Below are 16,762 nucleotides of genomic sequence, written 5' to 3' on the forward strand. Positions count from 1 at the left end.
CGACGATGAGTCAAGCGATCAATCCACTAACAACAACCCCTGAAGGACTCACCCATGATTACCATCAGGGAATGGTGATTGACTATCTATGGATCGTCACTGACAGACCTGCGAGTTCAATTCAAGCTGGGTCTGATGGGGCGAGGCCGGAGAACAGCGCGAAGGATTCCTTCACGAATGCGCGAACGGCGGGAGAAAGCTCCCGTCGCCTGCTGGCCATTGCAAGATGACACGGATACTCGAAATCCGCGATGGCCCGATAGCAAATTCCCGGCTGTGTGAAGTTGCGCATCGATTCCGGGACGACGACCACACCATAACCGGCCGATGCAAGACTGATCGCGGCGATGAAGTCATGCACGCGATGTTCGAGAAATGGAACAAAGCCTCCCGCTACGCCCAGCGCAGTAAGCACCTCGCTGAATCCCGTGTCGTCGTCGAAGTGGGGGGCGATAAAACGCTGATCTTTCAGGTCTCTGACCGAAACGTGCCCGCTTGCTGCCAATGCATGGTCCTCGGCCATCGCGACCAACAGGCATTCGGTCTGCACGATCGTGGCCACGATACCCGCCGGATGCTGGCGCCACGGTCTCACGATACCCACGTCGATCTCGCCGCTGACGAGCGCCTCGAACTGACGCGGGGTCTCCATGGCCACGACCTCGATTCGCACGTCGCCATGCGAGATCCGAAACTGATGCAGCATCCTCGAGAGCACGCCGCTGCTCACGCCGGATGCCACCGATCCGATCCGCACCACACCGGCGAGGCCTCTGGCCGCCAGCCGGCCAACCTGATCCGCACGCTCGATATGGCGTAGCGCTGCAACCGCTTCGGCATGAAACAAACACCCCGCATCGGTCAGCGTAACGGGCTGTCGCTTGTTGCGGTTCAGGAGACGAACGCCGATCTCCTGCTCGAGGCGTTGAATCTGGGCGCTGAGCGCCGATTGCGCAACATCCAGTCGATCCGCTGCCTTGGCAAAGTGCAGATCCTCCACCACCGCAACGAAGTATCGCAGTTGACGGGCGTCGATCATTTAATCTCCGGAAGCGAATAAACATTCGCGTGTTGCTTCTGGATGATATCAAAGAAAGGGCATCAAATAGAGCCCTGAAACAACTGGAGGACAACATGGACGCACTGATCACCCACCCTGGTTCCATCACGCACCGGCAACCGCTTTTCCGCTTGTCGGCGCATCCCACCCATCACCGCATCATGAACGTGACGGTCGACCCGAACGCACTGACCGGATTCCTGGCGGACGTGCGCGATATCGACGTCCAGAATCTCGAGTATGTCCCGATCATGCGACATCACCTTGCCGATCTGCTGGTCGAGCGTCTCGGTGACGACTTTGCCGACATGCTCGTCGAGCTGGTCAAGGACCGTCGGCACGGCGGTTTCACCATCGGCCTCCAGGACCTTTCGCAAGACCCCTCTGACTTCGTGAAGTTCGGTACGGCCATCGGTCATATCCTCGGCCCGAGCAATCACGATGCGATGTCGGGAACGTACTACGCCCGCTTCGTGGTGAAGCACACCGATAACAGCGACTCATATCTTCGTCAGGCATACCGGCTGTTCACGATGCACACCGACGGCACGTACGTGAGCGACGCAACGGACTGGCTGCTGATGATGAAATTCGCGGAGCGAAGCGCGGTCGGCGGCGAATCGCGGTTTATGCACCTGGACGACTGGGAAGAGCGCGATCGCTTCGTCAATCACAAGCTCGGAACCAAGCCGTTCTTCTACAAGGGATCCGATTCCAAGAACGTCAGCGAGCAGATCGAGCGGCCGCTGTTCTTTCAAAGCGAATTCGGTCTGTCGATCTCGTTCATCGACCAGTTCGTTCAGCCGTCCAACCGCGAGGAAGCGGCATTTCTCCGCGCACTGTCCCAGTCGATGGAAACGTCGGCCGGCACGAAGGAAGTGTCTTTGCCGGTCGGCGGTCTGGTGGTGCTGAACAACTATTTTTACCTCCACGGCCGCGCGCCATTCCAACCGAACGAATCGCTGTTCCGCGAGCTGATGCGCCAGCGCGGCTCGTTTGCGTATTGATGTCATCCGCTCTCTGGCATGATCGGGCACACCGACCGCCGAGGGCCAACGCAGCGATTTCGATGTAACACAGTGAGACGGTGAAATGAACGACTACGCAGAGCACGTGAGCGTGCACGAAACGACGTCCGTCGGGCGAGTTGAACAAGAGGCTTACGGGGTCAAGCAACATCTCCCCCGGCGGCTGCGCCAGATCCTCTCGCTCGCGGACTTCGAGCGGGCGGCGCGGCGCGTTCTGCCGCGTCCGCTCTACGGCTATATCTCCGGCGCAGCGGAGGACGGCATGTCGATCGCGGCGAATCGGGCTGCGTTCGAACGCTTGAAGTTCCGCACAAGAGTGCTTGTCGACGTGTCTCGTCGATCGCAGCAGACAACGATCTTCAACCACACCTACTCGTCTCCGTTCGGAATCGCTCCGGTCGGAATCAGTGCCATCTCGGCATATCGAGGCGACATTGCGTTGGCCACGGCCGCGATGGATGAAAATATCCCTGCGATCATGAGCGGCTCCTCGCTCATTCCCATGGAGGTGGTGCAGGCGGCAGCGCCTGGCACCTGGTTCCAGGCTTATCTCCCCGGCGACGCTGCGCGCCGCGACGCCTTGATCGAGCGTGTCAAGACCGCTGGCTTCGCGACGCTCGTCCTCACAGTCGACATTCCCGTTTGGGCGAATCGCGAAAACAACGTGCGTACGGGTTTCTCGCTGCCGTTGCGCCCATCGCTGCGTCTCGCGATGGACGGCATTTCCCACCCACGCTGGCTGCTTGGCACTTTCGCCCGGACGTTGATCAATCACGGCATGCCCCACTTCGAGAACTCGTTCGCGACACGAGGGGCACCGATGCTGTCCGCTTCGGCGGTACGCGACACCACCGGACGCGACCATCTGTCATGGTCGGACATCGCAAGCATTCGTCAACGTTGGAGCGGCAATCTGGTCATCAAAGGCATCCTTCAGGCGGACGACGCGCGGCGCGCACTCGCGATTGGCGCGGACGGGATCATCGTGTCGAACCACGGTGGGCGCCAACTGGACGGGGCAGTCGAGCCGCTGTCCGTGTTGCCGCAGATTTGTGATGCCGTTGCAGACAAGACCGTCGTCATGCTGGACAGCGGGATCCGGCGAGGGGGAGATGTTCTGAAGGCGCTCGCGCTCGGTGCGCAGTTCGTATTCGCAGGGCGCCCGTTCATGTACGCCGCCGCGGTGGGCGGCGCGTCGGGTGTTCGACATGCGATCGGCCTTCTCAGGGACGAAGTCGACCGAAACATGGCGATGCTCGGCACGGTAGCGATTCGCGAGATCGATCGCACAATACTGGCGTGAACGGCGCGATCCGACCGGATAACGTGCGACCCTGCCAGTGGACGAAAGCACCGACCGCTCATAAATTCGGATTCTGTATCTAGTGGACTTCAAGAAACTACCCCCTTGCCCGTCCCGGGCGTTACATGGGAGGGGCTAGCGTACGCCGTCAGGACTGCAAGCGCATCGCTGATCGCGCTGTACATCGCGTTTTGCATGAACCTGGACGATCCGAAATGGGCTGCAATCACCGTGTGGGTCGTCGCCCAGAATAGTCGCGGCATGAGCGTGTCGAAGAGCCAGTATCGGATCCTCGGAACTGCGCTGGGTGCGCTCGCAGCCCTCGTGCTCGTCGCCCTGTTTGCACAGACGCCAGAATTGTTCCTGCTGGGACTCGCCGGCTGGATTGGACCGACTTTTCCGCGTCAACGGGAAACGAACAAAACAAGCTTAGGTTATCTGTGCAATTCGATTGGCGGACGCTCAAACGGCATTCCTGCTTTGAACGCGTCAAAACGAAAAAGCAAAGAATAAAAAACTGTTTGTCGCGGCCATGCTAATCGTCCTCTAATAGAAAGCTGATCTGTTCGCTCGATTGCGAAGCAGTTTTTTTCATTGTTCATTCGGGACCGGCATGGCTGACGTCACGTATTCTCGCAACAGCCATCTCTCTTCGAACCGGCTGCATCAGCGAATTTCTAAGGGCACGCTCTACAAGTGGCTTTCGTGGATCGTGCCGCTCCTAGTGCTCGCACTATGGCAGCTCGCGTCGAGCGTCGGGCTGATTGCACCCCAGGTCCTTCCCGCCCCGAGCAAAGTCGCCACCACCGCGCTGGATCTGGCGAAAAGCGGCGATCTCTTCGTTCACCTTGGCGTTTCACTGCTGCGCGCCGCGGCGGGATTCGCGATCGGCGGCACAGTTGGACTGGTGCTCGGCGTCCTGGTCGGCTTTTCGCCGTTGGCGCAGGCCCTGCTCGATCGTTCGATCCAGATGGTTCGCGCGATTCCCTTTCTCGCGATGCTGCCGCTCGTGATCGTGTGGTTCGGTGTCGGTGAGGTGGCGAAAATTTTTCTGGTCGCACTCGCGGTGCTGTTTCCGATTTACATCAACACGATGCTGGGCATCCGGCAGCTCGACCCGAAGCTGATGGAACTCGCGAAGGTGGTCGGGCTGAACTGGCGCGCGATCGTGCGACGGATCATTCTGCCCGGCGCGATGCCATCCATCCTGACCGGCGTGCGTTATGCGCTCGCTCATGCGTGGCTCGCGCTCGTCATTGCCGAAACGCTCGCCACGACCAGAGGCATCGGCTTCCTCGCGATGGATGCGCGCGAATTTCTTCAGACCAACGTGATTGTATTGACCATGATCATCTACGCGATCATCGGTGTCGTGGCCGATGCCTCCGTGCGCCTGCTCGAAGCGCACTTTCTATCGTGGCACCCGAATTACGCCAAAGGAGCGCGCAAGTGAGCGTCGATCTCGCCCTGTCCCTCGATGCTCATGATTCCGCCGTTGCCGGCGAACAATGCAAGCTTTCGCCGCTCGCCGTATCGGTACGCGGATTGCAACGCCAGTACGGCACCCGCATCGTCATCGATGCGCTGGACCTCGACATCCGCAAGGGCGAATTCGTCGCGCTGCTCGGCGAGAGCGGCTGCGGCAAGACCACGCTGTTACGAGCGCTCGCCGGTCTCGATCTGCCGGACGCCGGCGAGATTCGTGCGCCGGAACGTCCGTCTGTAGTGTTTCAGGAGCATCGGCTGCTGCCGTGGGCGACGTTGTGGGAGAACGTCGCGCTCGGTCACGAAACAACGGTCGGCCGCGCGGGCGCCTCGCATGCGCTGGCCGAAGTCGGTCTGTCGGGACGCGAAGACGACTGGCCGCGCAATCTCTCAGGCGGTCAGGCGCAACGTGTGGCGCTGGCGCGCAGCGTCGTGCGCGATCCCGCCTTGCTTCTGCTCGATGAGCCCTTCGCGGCCCTCGACGCACTCACGCGCATCAAGATGCACGGGCTCGTCAAGGAGCTCGTCGCGCGCCATCACCCCGGCGTGCTGCTTGTGACGCACGACGTCGACGAGGCGCTCACGCTCGCCGACCGAATTCTCGTGATGCGCTCGGGACGGATCGCCGCATCTTTTCACCCCGACCACTACGCGCCGCAAACATTGCGGCCGATCCTGCTCGACGAGCTTGGCGTTCAGACCCACTGAGCGCATTTTCACATTCACAGCATCACTGCATTTGCGCATCACTTCAAGGACGTAAATAACGATGAACGATTCTTTGCTGAGCCGCCGCCAACTATTGCGCGCGGCGGGTGGCCTGCTGGCCGGCGCGGCAACCGCCAATCTGTTTCCGGCACGCGCAGCCGAGCCGCGCAAGCTGACCCGCAACACCGATACGGTGCGCCTCGGCTGGGGCTACGGCAGCCTGCCGGATATCGCCCGGCAGCGCGGTGTGTTCGAAAAGACGCTCGCGGCAAAAAATATCAAGGTCGAATGGGTCGGGCCGTTCCCGAATCACGCGCCGTCGATTCAGGCGGTCGTCGGCGGGAGTGCGGACTTCGGCTTCTGGGGCTCGACGACCCCCGCGCTCGCCGCGATGCTGGCCGGCTCGCCGCTCGTCTTCGTCGCGTTCGATATCTATTCGCCGCGCTCGACGGCGATCATCGTGAAGAAGTCGAGCGGCATCAATTCGGTGGCCGATCTGGCGGGACGCAAGTTCGCGGTGAACCGCTCGGGCTTGGGCGAGTTTCTGCTGATCGCCGCGCTGGAGAAACATCACGTCGACCGCAGCAAGGTCGAGTTCGTCTACCTCAATCCGCCCGACGCGGCACCGGCGTTCGCGCAAGGTGTGGTCGATGCATGGTCGATGTGGTCGCCGGCGGTGGACATCGCGCGTTACAGCAACGACGCCAAGGACATCTTCAACGAAGGGCGCGACCTCGATTTTCTGATCGACTACAGCTCGCTCGTGACGCGCCGTAAATTCGCCGAAGAGAACTCCGAGCTGGTGCGCGCGGTGATCGATGCGTACTACGTCGAAGGCGCATGGCAATCGGCGCATCCCGCCGAATCCGAACAGCTCGTGCAGAAGCAGGCCCGTTATCCGGATCAGGTGCGCGATTATCTGACGAGCCTCAAACGCGTGAATCAATTCCACGAACCCGACGACGCCGCGTTCATCGCGCAGTTCCAGCGCGCGGCCGACTGGCTCGCGGAACGCAAGATCATCAATTCGCGAATCAAGGTCGCGGACTACAGCGTCAAGGTGTGAGAGACACGCGATGGCAACCACGCTAGTTTCACCGCTGTCCGCGAGCCTTGGCTTCGGCGAGGTCATCGACGACATTGCGCTAAGTGCGGCGGAGCGCGAACACCATCATCGTTTGCCGCATGAAGAGATCGCGAGGCTCAAGGAACTGGGCTTCGGCGCGCTTCGTCTGCCCGCCCACCTCGGCGGTCATGACGCGTCGCTGAGCGGCCTTTTCGTCGTCGCGCGCGACCTTGCCGCGGCGGACTCGAATATCGCGCACGCGTTTCGCAATCATCTGTGGCTGGTCGAGGCGGCGCTGCGGCGGCGGGATCAGCCGTTGCACGCCCACGTTCTCGATCTGACGCGGCAGAAGAAAACCGTCGGCCTCAGTTTCACGAAGACCGATGCGGTGGCGGCCGGCGCGCGCCCCGGCAAGGTGCTGAGCCGGCTCGAATGGGACGAACGGCGACAAGCTTATACGGGCGAAGGCGAGAAGGTCTACGCGACCGGCAATCTCTACAACGACGCGTTTGTCGGCGTCGCCGTCGAGAGTCGCGCGGGTAGGACCGTGCAGTACGTGCTCGATCGTGGACCGGGCGTCAGCAGCGACGACGACTGGCAAGGCTTCGGCCAGCGCCTCACCGGCTCGGGCACGGCGAAGTTTCATGCCGTGAGCGTGCCCGCGCATCACCTCTATCCGACCGACCCGCCGCGCGACGACCATGCCGCGCCGTGGGGATACACCTTCCACCAGGTGTATCTGACCAACTGCATCGCCGGTATCGTGCGGCGGGTCGCGCTGGACGCCGTCGAGGTTCTGCGCGCACGGGGGCGCAACTTCTATCATGGCGACGCCGCGCATCCCGCCGACGAACCCGTGCTGCAAACCCTGCTCGGCCGGATTCGCGCGTATGCGGCGAGTGTCGAGGCGACCGCCGATCGTGCCTTGGCCGCGCTCCAGCGTGCCTGGGATGCTTCCGGCACAGCCGACGAATACGAGCTGACGCTGGCTGCCACGTTCTCGGCCGCGGAAGCTAAAGTGGTGATCGACGATCTCGCGCCGCAAATCGCTAGCTGGTTGATCGATCTCGGTTCGGGCTCCGTCGTGTCACGCACGGGCGCGCTGGACCGGCACTGGCGCAACATCAAGGTGATTGCTTCGCACAATCCGCGCCTGTACAAGGAACGGCTGCTCGGTGAAAACCTGCTGACGGGAAAACTGCCGCCCACCGGCGCGTTCTTCTGATTGCATGACAGATGGTGCGCTTTTCGCGCCATCATCATTCAGCTCAGTTGGAGAGCAGCCGCCGCACGCGCGGTATTACCTCTTCGGCAAAGACTCGCATATCGGCTTCGAACGGCTGGAATTGAAGCATGAAAAGTTCGATGCCCGCGCGATGAAACGCGGCAACGCGCTGCGCCACCGTGTCGTAATCGCCGACCAGACCGGCCGCCGTGCCTCCATTCGAGCCGACGCGCGGAGATTGCGCGAAGGTTTGATGCATCACCGCTTTCGCGTCGGTATTGGCCTTCTGCCGCTCGCGCAGAGGCTTGTCCAGATCCGCCAGCGCGAACAGATGCGCGAGGTGCGCGTCGGCCTGCGCCGCCGTTTCCCGCGCGATCACGAACGCCGACAGACCGAAGCGCAACGCGGCTTGTCCCGCCGGACGCGTACGAGCCGATACGTCCGCGATCAGGCGCGCAACGTCGTCGGGCGGCTGACCGTTGATGAACCACACGTCGCCGTGCGCCGTCACCAGGTCGCGCGCGGGCTCGGACTCGCCGCCGACATAAATCCGCGGACGCGCACGAAACGGATCGGAGGGAAGCAGCTGGTAATTCTCGAGACGGAAGTTCTCGCCCCGATGATTCACGGCTTCGCCCCGCAGCAGCGCGGAGACGACTTCAAGCCATTCGCGGCCGTATTTATAGCGCTGGTCGTGCTCGGGAAAGCCGATGCCGGCCCGTTCCAGTTCAGGACGATTCCACGCGTTGACCACGTTGATCGCGAAGCGGCCGCCGCTGATGTGCTCGATCTGCTGGGCCATTTTCGCGAGCACGACAGGGTGATAGAGATACGGCTTGATCGCCGCGATGATTTCGATGCGCGAGGTCAACGCCGCCAATGCTGCCGACGACGTCCAGGCTTCGAGCTGATCGAGAGAAGGATCGTGCGGATTGATCGTGTGCTGCGCGACGAGCACCGAGTCGTAGCCGAGGCGCTCGGCTTCGAGAACGAGGGCCTTGTTGCGGGCCCACGACGCATCATAGGGTTCGGCGGGGTCCTGCAACGCGGCGCGGCTGCCGTGCACGAGCGCCCAGATACCGAAGCGCGGAAGGTTGACTGACATCGGTTCGATCCGCGCAAACGCGGTGAAGGAAATCGGACATGGTAGCCGTGCCCGTGCGCACGGCCTTCCAATTTATATCGATATGAAACCCACGCTCCGGCATTAAGGCGCGCTCAGGCGCTCGATGCCTCGCGCTGCCACACACTCGATGCATACGCGGACTCGTCGAAATCGGCGGGCACAGGCGCGGTAAGGCGTGCCTCATGCGCAGCCAGATCGCCGAGAAACAGGTCGCGGCTGATGCGCCTGACCACGCTGGGAATATCGCGCTTCATGCTCGGCACGTCGCCCACCGGCACGCCCGCGCTCACGAAACCCGCCGGGTTGTAGACGTGGATATCGCGCAGATACGGCGCCCGCCCCGGCGTTTTCTCCAGATACTCCAGCCCGGAGCCGAGATACGGATGCGCGCCAAGCCCGTCGTCGGCATCGTCCGCGGGCGGCGTGTACTGATCGCGCCACAGGCGGATGTGCGACGCGAATCCGGCCAGTTCCGGCCGTGCCGACGGATCGATGAAGTAGCCGGTGCCCGCAATCGCGAAGTCGAACTGGAACGTCTCACCTTCCGTCGTGCGCGCGGCGATCTGCCCCGCCTCTTCGCGCGCGGACTCCCACTGCGTAGCGGGATGCAGATGAAAATTCGCGAAACGCGTGACCCGTTCGATGGAGTCGAGCGGCGCCGTCGAACCGGAACGTTTGAAGCGCAATGCCTGCGACCAGCGCACCGCATCGGGCAGGTCGAAGTAGTTGTCGTAGGCACCGGGATAGGCACGCGCGCGCGATACCGGCACGGCCGCCAGCGTCGCGCGGCGCACGAACAGATGGACGTTGGCCGCGCCCGCTTCGAGCGCCGTCGCGGCTGCATCGAAGGCGGATGCCGCGCCGCCGAGCACCGCAACCGACTTGCCGCGCAACGCGGCGAAATCGATCGCCTGCGAGGTGTGCGCGACCCGCGCCGCAGGCAGCGACGCCAGCACTTGCGGCACGAACGCACCACCGTTGCCCGCGACGCCATTGCACAACACCACCTTGCGCGCAGTCTCGACGCGCGCCTCGCCGTTCACTTCGAGATGCAGCCGGAAAGAGGTATCGAGCGACGAATCGAGCGGTTCGATCCTGACGAGGCGCGTTGCGTAGCGAATCGGAATCTCGAGAAACTCGCGATACCACGCCAGATATTCCGCCCACTGTTCGCGCGGGATACGGTCGATCTCGCGATATGACTGCGCACCGAATCGGGCTTCATACCAGGCCTGAAAACCGAGCCCCGGCAGACCGGTCTCGGGCCCCACCAGCGCCTTCGGCGTGCGCAGCTTGTTCATCCGCGCGCGAGTGCGCCAGACGCCGGCGCCCGATGCATCGGCGGCCGCGTCGATCACGCTGACGCGGCCAATGCCTGCACGCCGCAGCGCAAACGCAAAGGCGCTGCCGCTTTGCCCACCGCCGACGATCAACACGTTATGGTCGATACCCGGGCGATCCGGCACCCAGTTTTCCGGCGCCGGCCCCAACAGTTCAAGTGTGCGGCGCGCGTCGCGGTCGGGCGTTTGTGTCATCGGCGAATGTCCTGAAGACGCGAACTGTCCGGTTGCGGGGAGCCGAGCCAGAAGAGCCGCGTGACCGCAAGCACGCGCTCAATAGCGGGTTGCCTGAATCGATAGACGGGGGAAGTCAACATGATGGAATTGCCGTGAAAAGATGAAGTCCGACCATGCTAGTGACGATCGAACCCGCGCAGAAGCAATTAATTATGATTTGAATATCGCGCGATCTTCGCAGAGCAATCCCGCGGCTCACGGCGTTCGCGGATTCATATGAATAGCGGGGATTTTTATATAGCTCCGCGCTTCTGCTCTGGAATAATTTAGGTAAGGTATGCGCAGCACTGGACCCCAGCAAACCTTCACATCCCGAATGACGAGGCACCGATAGATGTCTACTGATGAGGCGCTCACGCGCAACCAACACGAAAGCCAGTCCGCGCACAAAGCCACAGCGGCCTTTCAAACGCGCTACGGCACCGAGCAAACCGACACGCCGTTATCCGACTGGAACGACACGCTTCAGACCCTGCTCTCGCATCGCTCGGTGCGTGCTTACGATGGTCGTCCGCTGCCTGCCGGTACGCTCGAAACGCTGATCGCCGCAGCGCAATCCGCGCCCAGTTCCTCGAACCTGCAGACGTGGAGCGTCGTTGCTGTCGAAGACCCGCAACGCAAAGCGCGGCTTGCCGCGCTGGCGGCCAATCAGGAGCACATTCGCCAGGCGCCGCTCTTTCTCGTCTGGCTCGCCGATCTGGCGAGGCTCGAGAGCGTGGCCGAGCGCGCCAGCGTGAAGCCCGAGGGACTGCAATATCTGGAGACGCTGCTCGTCGGCGTGATCGATGCCGCACTCGCTGCGCAGAACGCGCTGGTCGCGCTGGAGTCGCTGGGTCTCGGCTCCGTCTACATCGGCGCGATCCGCAACGCACCGGAACAGGTGGCCAAAGAGTTGGCGCTGCCGCCGCACGTGCTGCCGGTATTCGGCCTGTGCGTGGGTTACTCGGACCCGGCGCGGCCTGCCGAGGTCAAGCCGCGCCTGCCGCAATCGGTGGTGCTGCATCGCGAGCAATACGATGCGCCCGCGCAGACGCAGGGCATCGCGCTCTATAACGACATCCTCGCCGGCTTCCAGGTTCGGCAGGGTCAATCCGATGCGCTCTGGACCGACCGTTCGATCGAACGCTGGCGCACGCGGGAATCACTGCATGGCCGCGATCGTTTGCGTGACGCGTTGAATGCCTTGGGGTTCGAACTGCGATGAACATTTGCAATGCCGGAGCCCGAGGACGCCCGGCATCGCAACGTCAGCGCTCAATGCTTCGCCAGCAGCTTCACCACCGCGACCATCCGGTCGACCTCGTCCGGCGTGTTGTAGAACGCGAGCGATGGCCGCACCGTCGCCTCCAGCCCGAAAGCGCCGCACGATAGGCTGCGCGCAATGGTGGCCGGCCCGTACCTCAATGCCCGCATCGCTGCAGATTACCTTGATTTCGCGAAGAAATTTGACGGCGAGCTTGATTCAACATCGGAACACTTCGAACAGGTTCCTCACCAGGCTATGGTGCAATAGCCGACAGATCAGGTGGACAACTGCGCTAACCCAGACGAAGCGAGATACGCGATCTCATAGCCGACTCCACACTCCACCGCTCGCAGCGACGCGGAACTAAGCGTGAAGCGCGCGACTCGCCAGTTCAGCACGTCCAGGCCGACCGCTGCTGCTACGGTATCCTCGCGGTCGGCCACCTGTGCATTGAGCTTCGTCTCTAGCTTCGCGCAACTCGCCTAAATCGGCTCCATCGGGAACATTCACATCCTCGCGGTATATCGATAGCGCCTCGACCGAGTGTTCAGCACGGACGTCGACGGGCAGCCATGTCTGTATCGGCGGGCGCCCGAACGTCTGGAGCACCGACTCAAAACGAGGCCCGGTCAAGAACTTCGTGGCAGCGCCCTCTCGCAGCCAAAGATAGATCGACGTGTAGGTATTGTGGTGCGCCCCATGCTTCCCGCGCTCACGCAACGCAAATGCTTTGAACGCGAGCTCGTCTGCGTCGTTCCAGAGCAGCCCGCGCGTGCGGCCCCGTTGGGAATCTGGTCCATGTCGTAGTCCGGGTAAGCGTACTTTCGTGCGAAAAATGGCGGTTACATCCAAAAAGACTCAAAGCTCGAACGGCACGCCGACGGCGCAGCAGCTCCAGAGCCAGAACGCGACACTGCAGCAGCAGGTCACATCGTTGTCCCAGTTCATCCAGAGCCTGATCACGGCCGGCACGATTCCGGGCGCGAACATTCCGGTGGGTGGCGGTACGGCGACGACACCGACTGTGACGGCGACCTTTGACCCGGCTGCGCTGCCTTCAGGGATGGATCTCAAGAACAGCAACGCAACGGTCGTCGCGACGGTGAACGCATGGCAGACTGCCCGGACGACCTACGGCCAGTCGCCGGTCTTCTCTATGCAGAAGCGACCTACGCACGCCTCACAGTTGCAGTTGGCTTCGGTCTGCCGAACCCTCATGCACCCGTGTTTGTCCTGACGTATGCAGCACGCGAGGGATTCCAGCCCGTGCAGATCCTGGATCTCATCTCCCGCAAGCGCATCCTCGGCTTCAATCCAGCCCTCCCAGGCTTTCAGGTAAACGCGGATGGTCTGACCGTTTCGACCTCCGCCGTTATCGGCGAAGAGTTCCTCAAAGCGGAGGCGCGGTAGCATGTCCTCGGTTACCCCAAGTACACCAAAGCGGGCGCACCAGTCCGATTTCGGTAGTGCGGCATGTGCTGCCGCGAGCAGCAGGACTCTCGCGGACGGGGACTCGTACCCGACAGTCGGGGTCATCCGTTCATCGCACTACCGCGATGAAAAAGCCGGCGGCGGGCATGGCCCTTCGCCGGCTTCGTGGCGCTGACAGTGACAGCAAAGGCTTAGGTCTCCAGCTTCGCATCCATCGTAATCGTCGCGTTCAGTACCTTCGACACCGGGCAACCGGCCTTCGCGTCCGCGGTGGCCTTGTCGAACGCGGCCTTGTCTCCGCCCGGAATCTTCACGGTGACGTCGAGATGCACCGCGGTGATCGTGAAGCCGCCGCCGTCCTTGTCGAGCGTGACGGTGGCCGTGGTGCCGATCCGCTCCGGCGTGATGTTGGCCTTGCCCAGCTCCGCCGACAACGCCATCGAGAAACACCCCGCATGCGCAGCCGCGATCAGCTCTTCCGGATTCGTGCCGATGCCGTCCGCGAAGCGCGTCGCGAACGAGTATTGGGTGTCCTTCAGGACGCCGCTGTCGGTGGAAATCGAGCCCTTACCGTTCTGCAGGCCGCCTTGCCAGACTGCCGATGCCTTGCGCTTCATCGCTCTCTCCTGTTTATGCCTTGCCGCGCACGCTGCTCGACCGAAGATGATGCCCGCCGCGGCGGTCCGCCCGGATGTGTCCGCGCCTGGGCATCGGTCGCAGGTGCCGCGCGGCTTGCAGGCGCGGGCGTGGACCGGCTTTCATCATAGGCGCTTCCGTGTTTCGGCGCGGAAAAGCGCCCTTTTCACTATTTCAGAACTTGAAACAATATTTCACCAGAAAGCCGCTTTTTTGCCGACCTCGTAAGAAATAGACTGCGTTCAACGGATCGGGAAACGCAATTAAAGCCGGTCCACCACACAATCAATTGGAGGTAGTTATGAAATCGCTTCTTTCCGCAGTTGTCGTCGCATCCGCTCTTATCGTTCCGGCAGTGTCGTTCGCCCAGCAGGCTAACGGTCCGATCACGCGCGCTCAGGTGCGCGCCGAACTCGTAGCCGCTCAAAAAGCGGGCCTTCTGAACCAGAACGACACCACGTATCCGAAGGCCGTGCCGCAGGACTCGACGATCGTCACCGCATCGGCGCAGGGCACGCAGGATGTCGGCGGCGCGAAGGCCAGTACGTCGGACGCAGGCGCGCCGGCGACGGTGCAGCAACGTCTGTTTTCGACGTATCGCGGTAACTAAAGGGTGGTAACTAACTGTGCTGACTGAGCGTGCTGACTGAGCGTGCTAACTGAGCACGCTGGCAGTTAAGGCAGCACGCAGTAAAAAAGCCCCGGTTGCGAAGTTCGGCAACCGGGGCTTTTTTTCGTTGGCGCGCGCGGCGCTACTGCGCGGCCGCTCGTCAGTAAAAGCGCTATTCGGGAAACGGCAGGCTTTCCTGTCCCACTGCGCGCATGTCGAACACGTTCAGCGTCATCGCGACCAGCGCGTAGTAGCCGAGCAGGCCGACCAGGTTGATCACGACCTGATGCCCGAACCGCCCGACCGCCTGCGCATACGTCGCGTCCGATACGCGCTTGGTCTCATACAGTTCGCTTGCGAAGTCGTAGATCAGCGCGTCGTCGGCATCGGCGAATTCGGGGCGGCGCCCCTGGCGGATCGTCTCGGCGTCCGCAACGCCCACGCCCGCCTGCAGCGCGATCGGATAGTGGATGTACCACTCGGCCTGAGCCTGCCAGCGCGAAGCGGTCACCAGAATCGCGAGTTCCGACAGCCGCAGCGGCAGCCCGGTCTGGTAGCGGCAAAACGCGCCGAGGCGTTGCGCGTGCTGCGCGAGTGCCGGGCTGTGAATCCAGCCGAGGAACGGCCCGTTCAGGTTGCCGCGCGGGCCGGACAGGATTTCGTCGAGCACCGCCTTCTGCTCGGGCGTGGCGGTGGACGTGTCGAAGTGAGGCAAGCGCTCGGTCATCATCGTTCTCGCTGAGGGCAATGGGTTGGACTGCTTAGATGGCGGCGAGCGACGCGCCGATCGCATCGTCGAGGCGGCTGACGATTTCGTCGATGTCGCGCGCCGTGCAGATGAACGGCGGCGCGATCAGCACATGGTCGCCGCTCTTGCCATCGACGGTGCCGCCCATCGGATACACCATCAGGCCGCGCGCGAACGCTTCGCGTTTGATCGTTGCGTGCAGTTTCAGTTTGGCGTCGAACGGCTCTTTGGTAACGCGATCCTTCACGAGTTCGACACCCACGAACAAGCCGCGCCCGCGCACGTCGCCGATATGCGCATGCTGCGCATACAGTTCGCGCAGCCGGCCGCGCAGCTGCTCGCCACGCGCCTGCACGTTCGCCAGCAGATTGTCTTCCGCGATCACGCGCTGCACTTCGAGCGCGGCCGCGCACGCGGTCGCATGGCCGATATAGGTATGACCGTGCTGAAAGAAGCCGGAGCCGCCGACGATCGTCTGATAGATGCGGTCGCTGACCAGTGTCGCGCCGATCGGCTGATAACCCGCGCCAAGGCCCTTGGCGATCGTCAGCATATCCGGCGCCACGCCGTCTTCGTCGCAGGCGAACAGATAGCCGGTGCGGCCCATGCCCGACATGATTTCGTCGAGAATCAGCAGCACGCCGTAGCGGTCGCACACCGCGCGGATCTTGCGGAAGTATTCGCGCACCGGCGGCACCGCGCCCGCCGTGGCGCCGACCACCGTTTCCGCGACGAATGCGGCGACCGTGTCCGCGCCGAGTTCGAGAATCTTCCGCTCGAGTTCATCGGCCAGACGCTGCGCGAACGCTTCTTCGGTTTCGTCCGCGCGCTGTTCGCGATACGCATAGCACGGGCTCACGTGATGCGCTTCGATCAGGATCGGCAGGAACGGTTCGCGGCGCCATGCATTGCCGCCGATCGCGAGCGCGCCGAGCGTGTTGCCGTGATAGCTCTGCCGACGCGCGATGAAATGACGCCGCTGCGTCTCGCCCTTCTCGACGAAATACTGACGCGCGAGCTTCAGCGCGGCCTCGATCGCCTCCGAGCCGCCCGACACGAAATACACGTGCTCCAGTCCGGCCGGCGCGCTCGCAACGAGCCGGTCGGCCAATTCCTCGGCCGGCTCCGTCGTGAAGAACGACGTGTGCGCGTACGGCAGCTGTTGCGCCTGCCGCTTGATCGCGTCGATTACGCGCTGGTTGCTGTGGCCGAGGCACGACACGGCGGCGCCGCCCGACGCGTCGATATAGCGCTTGCCCGTGGAGTCGATGATTTCGATGCCGTCGCCCGCGACGGCCACCGGCAAGGACTGCTTCGGAGAACGATGAAAAACGTTGGTCATGATGTTCAGCTCCTGCTGATGGAGGTGCGGACTGAAACGCAGGCCGGCTCGGGCGTCGCGCACGCGATGAAAGTGTCGAACACGCATTGCCGCTGGCGATACGCGTTCATCCACACGCCCGCGCTGCCGATTTCGAACAGCGCGGGCGCCTAAGGTGTTTTCGTCGTCGGA

20 protein-coding genes and 1 pseudogene are annotated in these 16,762 nt (G+C 62.7%); 12 read left to right on the forward strand and 9 right to left on the reverse strand.

The genetic code is table 11. The features are described 5' to 3' along the window. Positions 1 to 121: 121 nt before the first annotated feature. Complete coding sequence (locus QFZ94_RS03565; RefSeq protein WP_429455602.1) at positions 122 to 1,039, reverse strand: LysR family transcriptional regulator; 918 nt, start codon at positions 1,037 to 1,039, stop codon at positions 122 to 124. A gap of 95 nt (positions 1,040 to 1,134) precedes the next feature. Here QFZ94_RS03565 and glaH point away from each other — a divergent pair, with 95 nt between their 5' ends. The 7 genes from glaH to QFZ94_RS03600 all read left to right on the forward strand — a co-directional run bounded on the left by glaH (position 1,135) and on the right by QFZ94_RS03600 (position 7,875). After that, positions 1,135 to 2,067 carry a glutarate dioxygenase GlaH gene (glaH, locus tag QFZ94_RS03570; protein ID WP_429455603.1) on the forward strand — a complete coding sequence of 311 codons (933 nt, stop codon included), beginning with the start codon at positions 1,135 to 1,137 and terminating at the stop codon, positions 2,065 to 2,067. Positions 2,068 to 2,152: 85 nt separating this feature from the next. Beyond that, the gene (locus QFZ94_RS03575) at positions 2,153 to 3,391 is read left to right on the forward strand and encodes an alpha-hydroxy acid oxidase (protein ID WP_429455604.1); all 1,239 of its coding nucleotides are present in this window, start codon (positions 2,153 to 2,155) and stop codon (positions 3,389 to 3,391) included. Positions 3,392 to 3,496: 105 nt separating this feature from the next. Beyond that, entirely contained in the window at positions 3,497 to 3,904 is a 408-nt protein-coding gene (locus QFZ94_RS03580) for an FUSC family protein (RefSeq protein ID WP_410852702.1), read from the forward strand. 100 nt (positions 3,905 to 4,004) lie between these two features. Beyond that, positions 4,005 to 4,844 (forward strand): ABC transporter permease subunit, encoded by an 840-nt coding sequence (locus tag QFZ94_RS03585; RefSeq protein WP_429455605.1) that lies wholly within the window; start codon positions 4,005 to 4,007, stop codon positions 4,842 to 4,844. Next, positions 4,841 to 5,584 (forward strand): ABC transporter ATP-binding protein, encoded by a 744-nt coding sequence (locus tag QFZ94_RS03590; protein ID WP_429455606.1) that lies wholly within the window; start codon positions 4,841 to 4,843, stop codon positions 5,582 to 5,584. Before QFZ94_RS03585 ends, QFZ94_RS03590 begins: the two co-directional genes overlap by 4 nt. Before the next feature lie 61 nt (positions 5,585 to 5,645). Then, on the forward strand, positions 5,646 to 6,650 hold the full coding sequence (locus QFZ94_RS03595; protein ID WP_429455607.1) for an NrtA/SsuA/CpmA family ABC transporter substrate-binding protein: 1,005 nt from the start codon (positions 5,646 to 5,648) through the stop codon (positions 6,648 to 6,650). Between the two features lie 10 nt (positions 6,651 to 6,660). Further along, positions 6,661 to 7,875: an acyl-CoA dehydrogenase family protein gene (locus tag QFZ94_RS03600; protein WP_410852698.1), complete on the forward strand. Its 1,215-nt coding sequence runs from the start codon at positions 6,661 to 6,663 to the stop codon at positions 7,873 to 7,875. Positions 7,876 to 7,918: 43 nt separating this feature from the next. On the opposite strand, the gene QFZ94_RS03605 is transcribed toward QFZ94_RS03600, so the two are convergent. From QFZ94_RS03605 to QFZ94_RS03615, 3 genes are all read right to left on the reverse strand, one after another. Beyond that, positions 7,919 to 8,980, reverse strand: a complete 1,062-nt coding sequence (locus QFZ94_RS03605; protein WP_429455608.1) for an LLM class flavin-dependent oxidoreductase — start codon at positions 8,978 to 8,980, stop codon at positions 7,919 to 7,921. 113 nt (positions 8,981 to 9,093) lie between these two features. Next, positions 9,094 to 10,536, reverse strand: a complete 1,443-nt coding sequence (locus QFZ94_RS03610; protein WP_429455609.1) for a SidA/IucD/PvdA family monooxygenase — start codon at positions 10,534 to 10,536, stop codon at positions 9,094 to 9,096. After that, complete coding sequence (locus tag QFZ94_RS03615) at positions 10,533 to 10,658, reverse strand: hypothetical protein (protein ID WP_429455610.1); 126 nt, start codon at positions 10,656 to 10,658, stop codon at positions 10,533 to 10,535. Before QFZ94_RS03615 ends, QFZ94_RS03610 begins: the two co-directional genes overlap by 4 nt. Before the next feature lie 254 nt (positions 10,659 to 10,912). On the opposite strand from QFZ94_RS03615, the gene QFZ94_RS03620 reads away from it, so the two are divergent. Then, on the forward strand, positions 10,913 to 11,782 hold the full coding sequence (locus QFZ94_RS03620; protein WP_429455611.1) for an NADPH-dependent oxidoreductase: 870 nt from the start codon (positions 10,913 to 10,915) through the stop codon (positions 11,780 to 11,782). A gap of 50 nt (positions 11,783 to 11,832) precedes the next feature. Here QFZ94_RS03620 and QFZ94_RS03625 read toward each other — a convergent pair. Both QFZ94_RS03625 and QFZ94_RS03630 read right to left on the reverse strand, forming a co-directional pair. Then, a pseudogene (locus tag QFZ94_RS03625) lies at positions 11,833 to 11,989 on the reverse strand (aminotransferase class V-fold PLP-dependent enzyme); the annotation flags it as partial. 198 nt (positions 11,990 to 12,187) lie between these two features. Next, positions 12,188 to 12,676: a DUF4865 family protein gene (locus QFZ94_RS03630; protein ID WP_429455612.1), complete on the reverse strand. Its 489-nt coding sequence runs from the start codon at positions 12,674 to 12,676 to the stop codon at positions 12,188 to 12,190. On the opposite strand from QFZ94_RS03630, the gene QFZ94_RS03635 reads away from it, so the two are divergent. Together QFZ94_RS03635 and QFZ94_RS03640 are read left to right on the forward strand one after the other, a co-directional pair. After that, on the forward strand, positions 12,660 to 13,061 hold the full coding sequence (locus QFZ94_RS03635; RefSeq protein WP_429455613.1) for a hypothetical protein: 402 nt from the start codon (positions 12,660 to 12,662) through the stop codon (positions 13,059 to 13,061). The genes QFZ94_RS03630 and QFZ94_RS03635 overlap by 17 nt on opposite strands. A 29-nt stretch (positions 13,062 to 13,090) precedes the next feature. Next, positions 13,091 to 13,234 carry a hypothetical protein gene (locus QFZ94_RS03640; RefSeq protein WP_429455614.1) on the forward strand — a complete coding sequence of 48 codons (144 nt, stop codon included), beginning with the start codon at positions 13,091 to 13,093 and terminating at the stop codon, positions 13,232 to 13,234. Between the two features lie 212 nt (positions 13,235 to 13,446). On the opposite strand, the gene QFZ94_RS03645 is transcribed toward QFZ94_RS03640, so the two are convergent. Beyond that, positions 13,447 to 13,872, reverse strand: a complete 426-nt coding sequence (locus tag QFZ94_RS03645) for an OsmC family protein (protein WP_013091854.1) — start codon at positions 13,870 to 13,872, stop codon at positions 13,447 to 13,449. Between the two features lie 320 nt (positions 13,873 to 14,192). Here QFZ94_RS03645 and QFZ94_RS03650 point away from each other — a divergent pair, with 320 nt between their 5' ends. After that, entirely contained in the window at positions 14,193 to 14,501 is a 309-nt protein-coding gene (locus tag QFZ94_RS03650) for a DUF4148 domain-containing protein (protein ID WP_429455615.1), read from the forward strand. Positions 14,502 to 14,673: 172 nt separating this feature from the next. On the opposite strand, the gene QFZ94_RS03655 is transcribed toward QFZ94_RS03650, so the two are convergent. Further along, positions 14,674 to 15,228, reverse strand: a complete 555-nt coding sequence (locus tag QFZ94_RS03655) for a carboxymuconolactone decarboxylase family protein (protein WP_429455616.1) — start codon at positions 15,226 to 15,228, stop codon at positions 14,674 to 14,676. A 34-nt stretch (positions 15,229 to 15,262) separates the two neighbouring features. Then, positions 15,263 to 16,591, reverse strand: a complete 1,329-nt coding sequence (locus tag QFZ94_RS03660) for an aspartate aminotransferase family protein (protein WP_429455617.1) — start codon at positions 16,589 to 16,591, stop codon at positions 15,263 to 15,265. Between QFZ94_RS03660 and QFZ94_RS03665 the strand changes: the two genes are divergently transcribed. Beyond that, the gene (locus tag QFZ94_RS03665; RefSeq protein ID WP_368583703.1) at positions 16,574 to 16,744 is read left to right on the forward strand and encodes a hypothetical protein; all 171 of its coding nucleotides are present in this window, start codon (positions 16,574 to 16,576) and stop codon (positions 16,742 to 16,744) included. The two genes, QFZ94_RS03660 and QFZ94_RS03665, sit on opposite strands and share 18 nt — an antisense overlap. Positions 16,745 to 16,762: the final 18 nt, after the last annotated feature.

Source organism: Paraburkholderia sp. JPY465 (genome assembly GCF_050436725.1).
Lineage (GTDB): Bacteria > Pseudomonadota > Gammaproteobacteria > Burkholderiales > Burkholderiaceae > Paraburkholderia > Paraburkholderia youngii.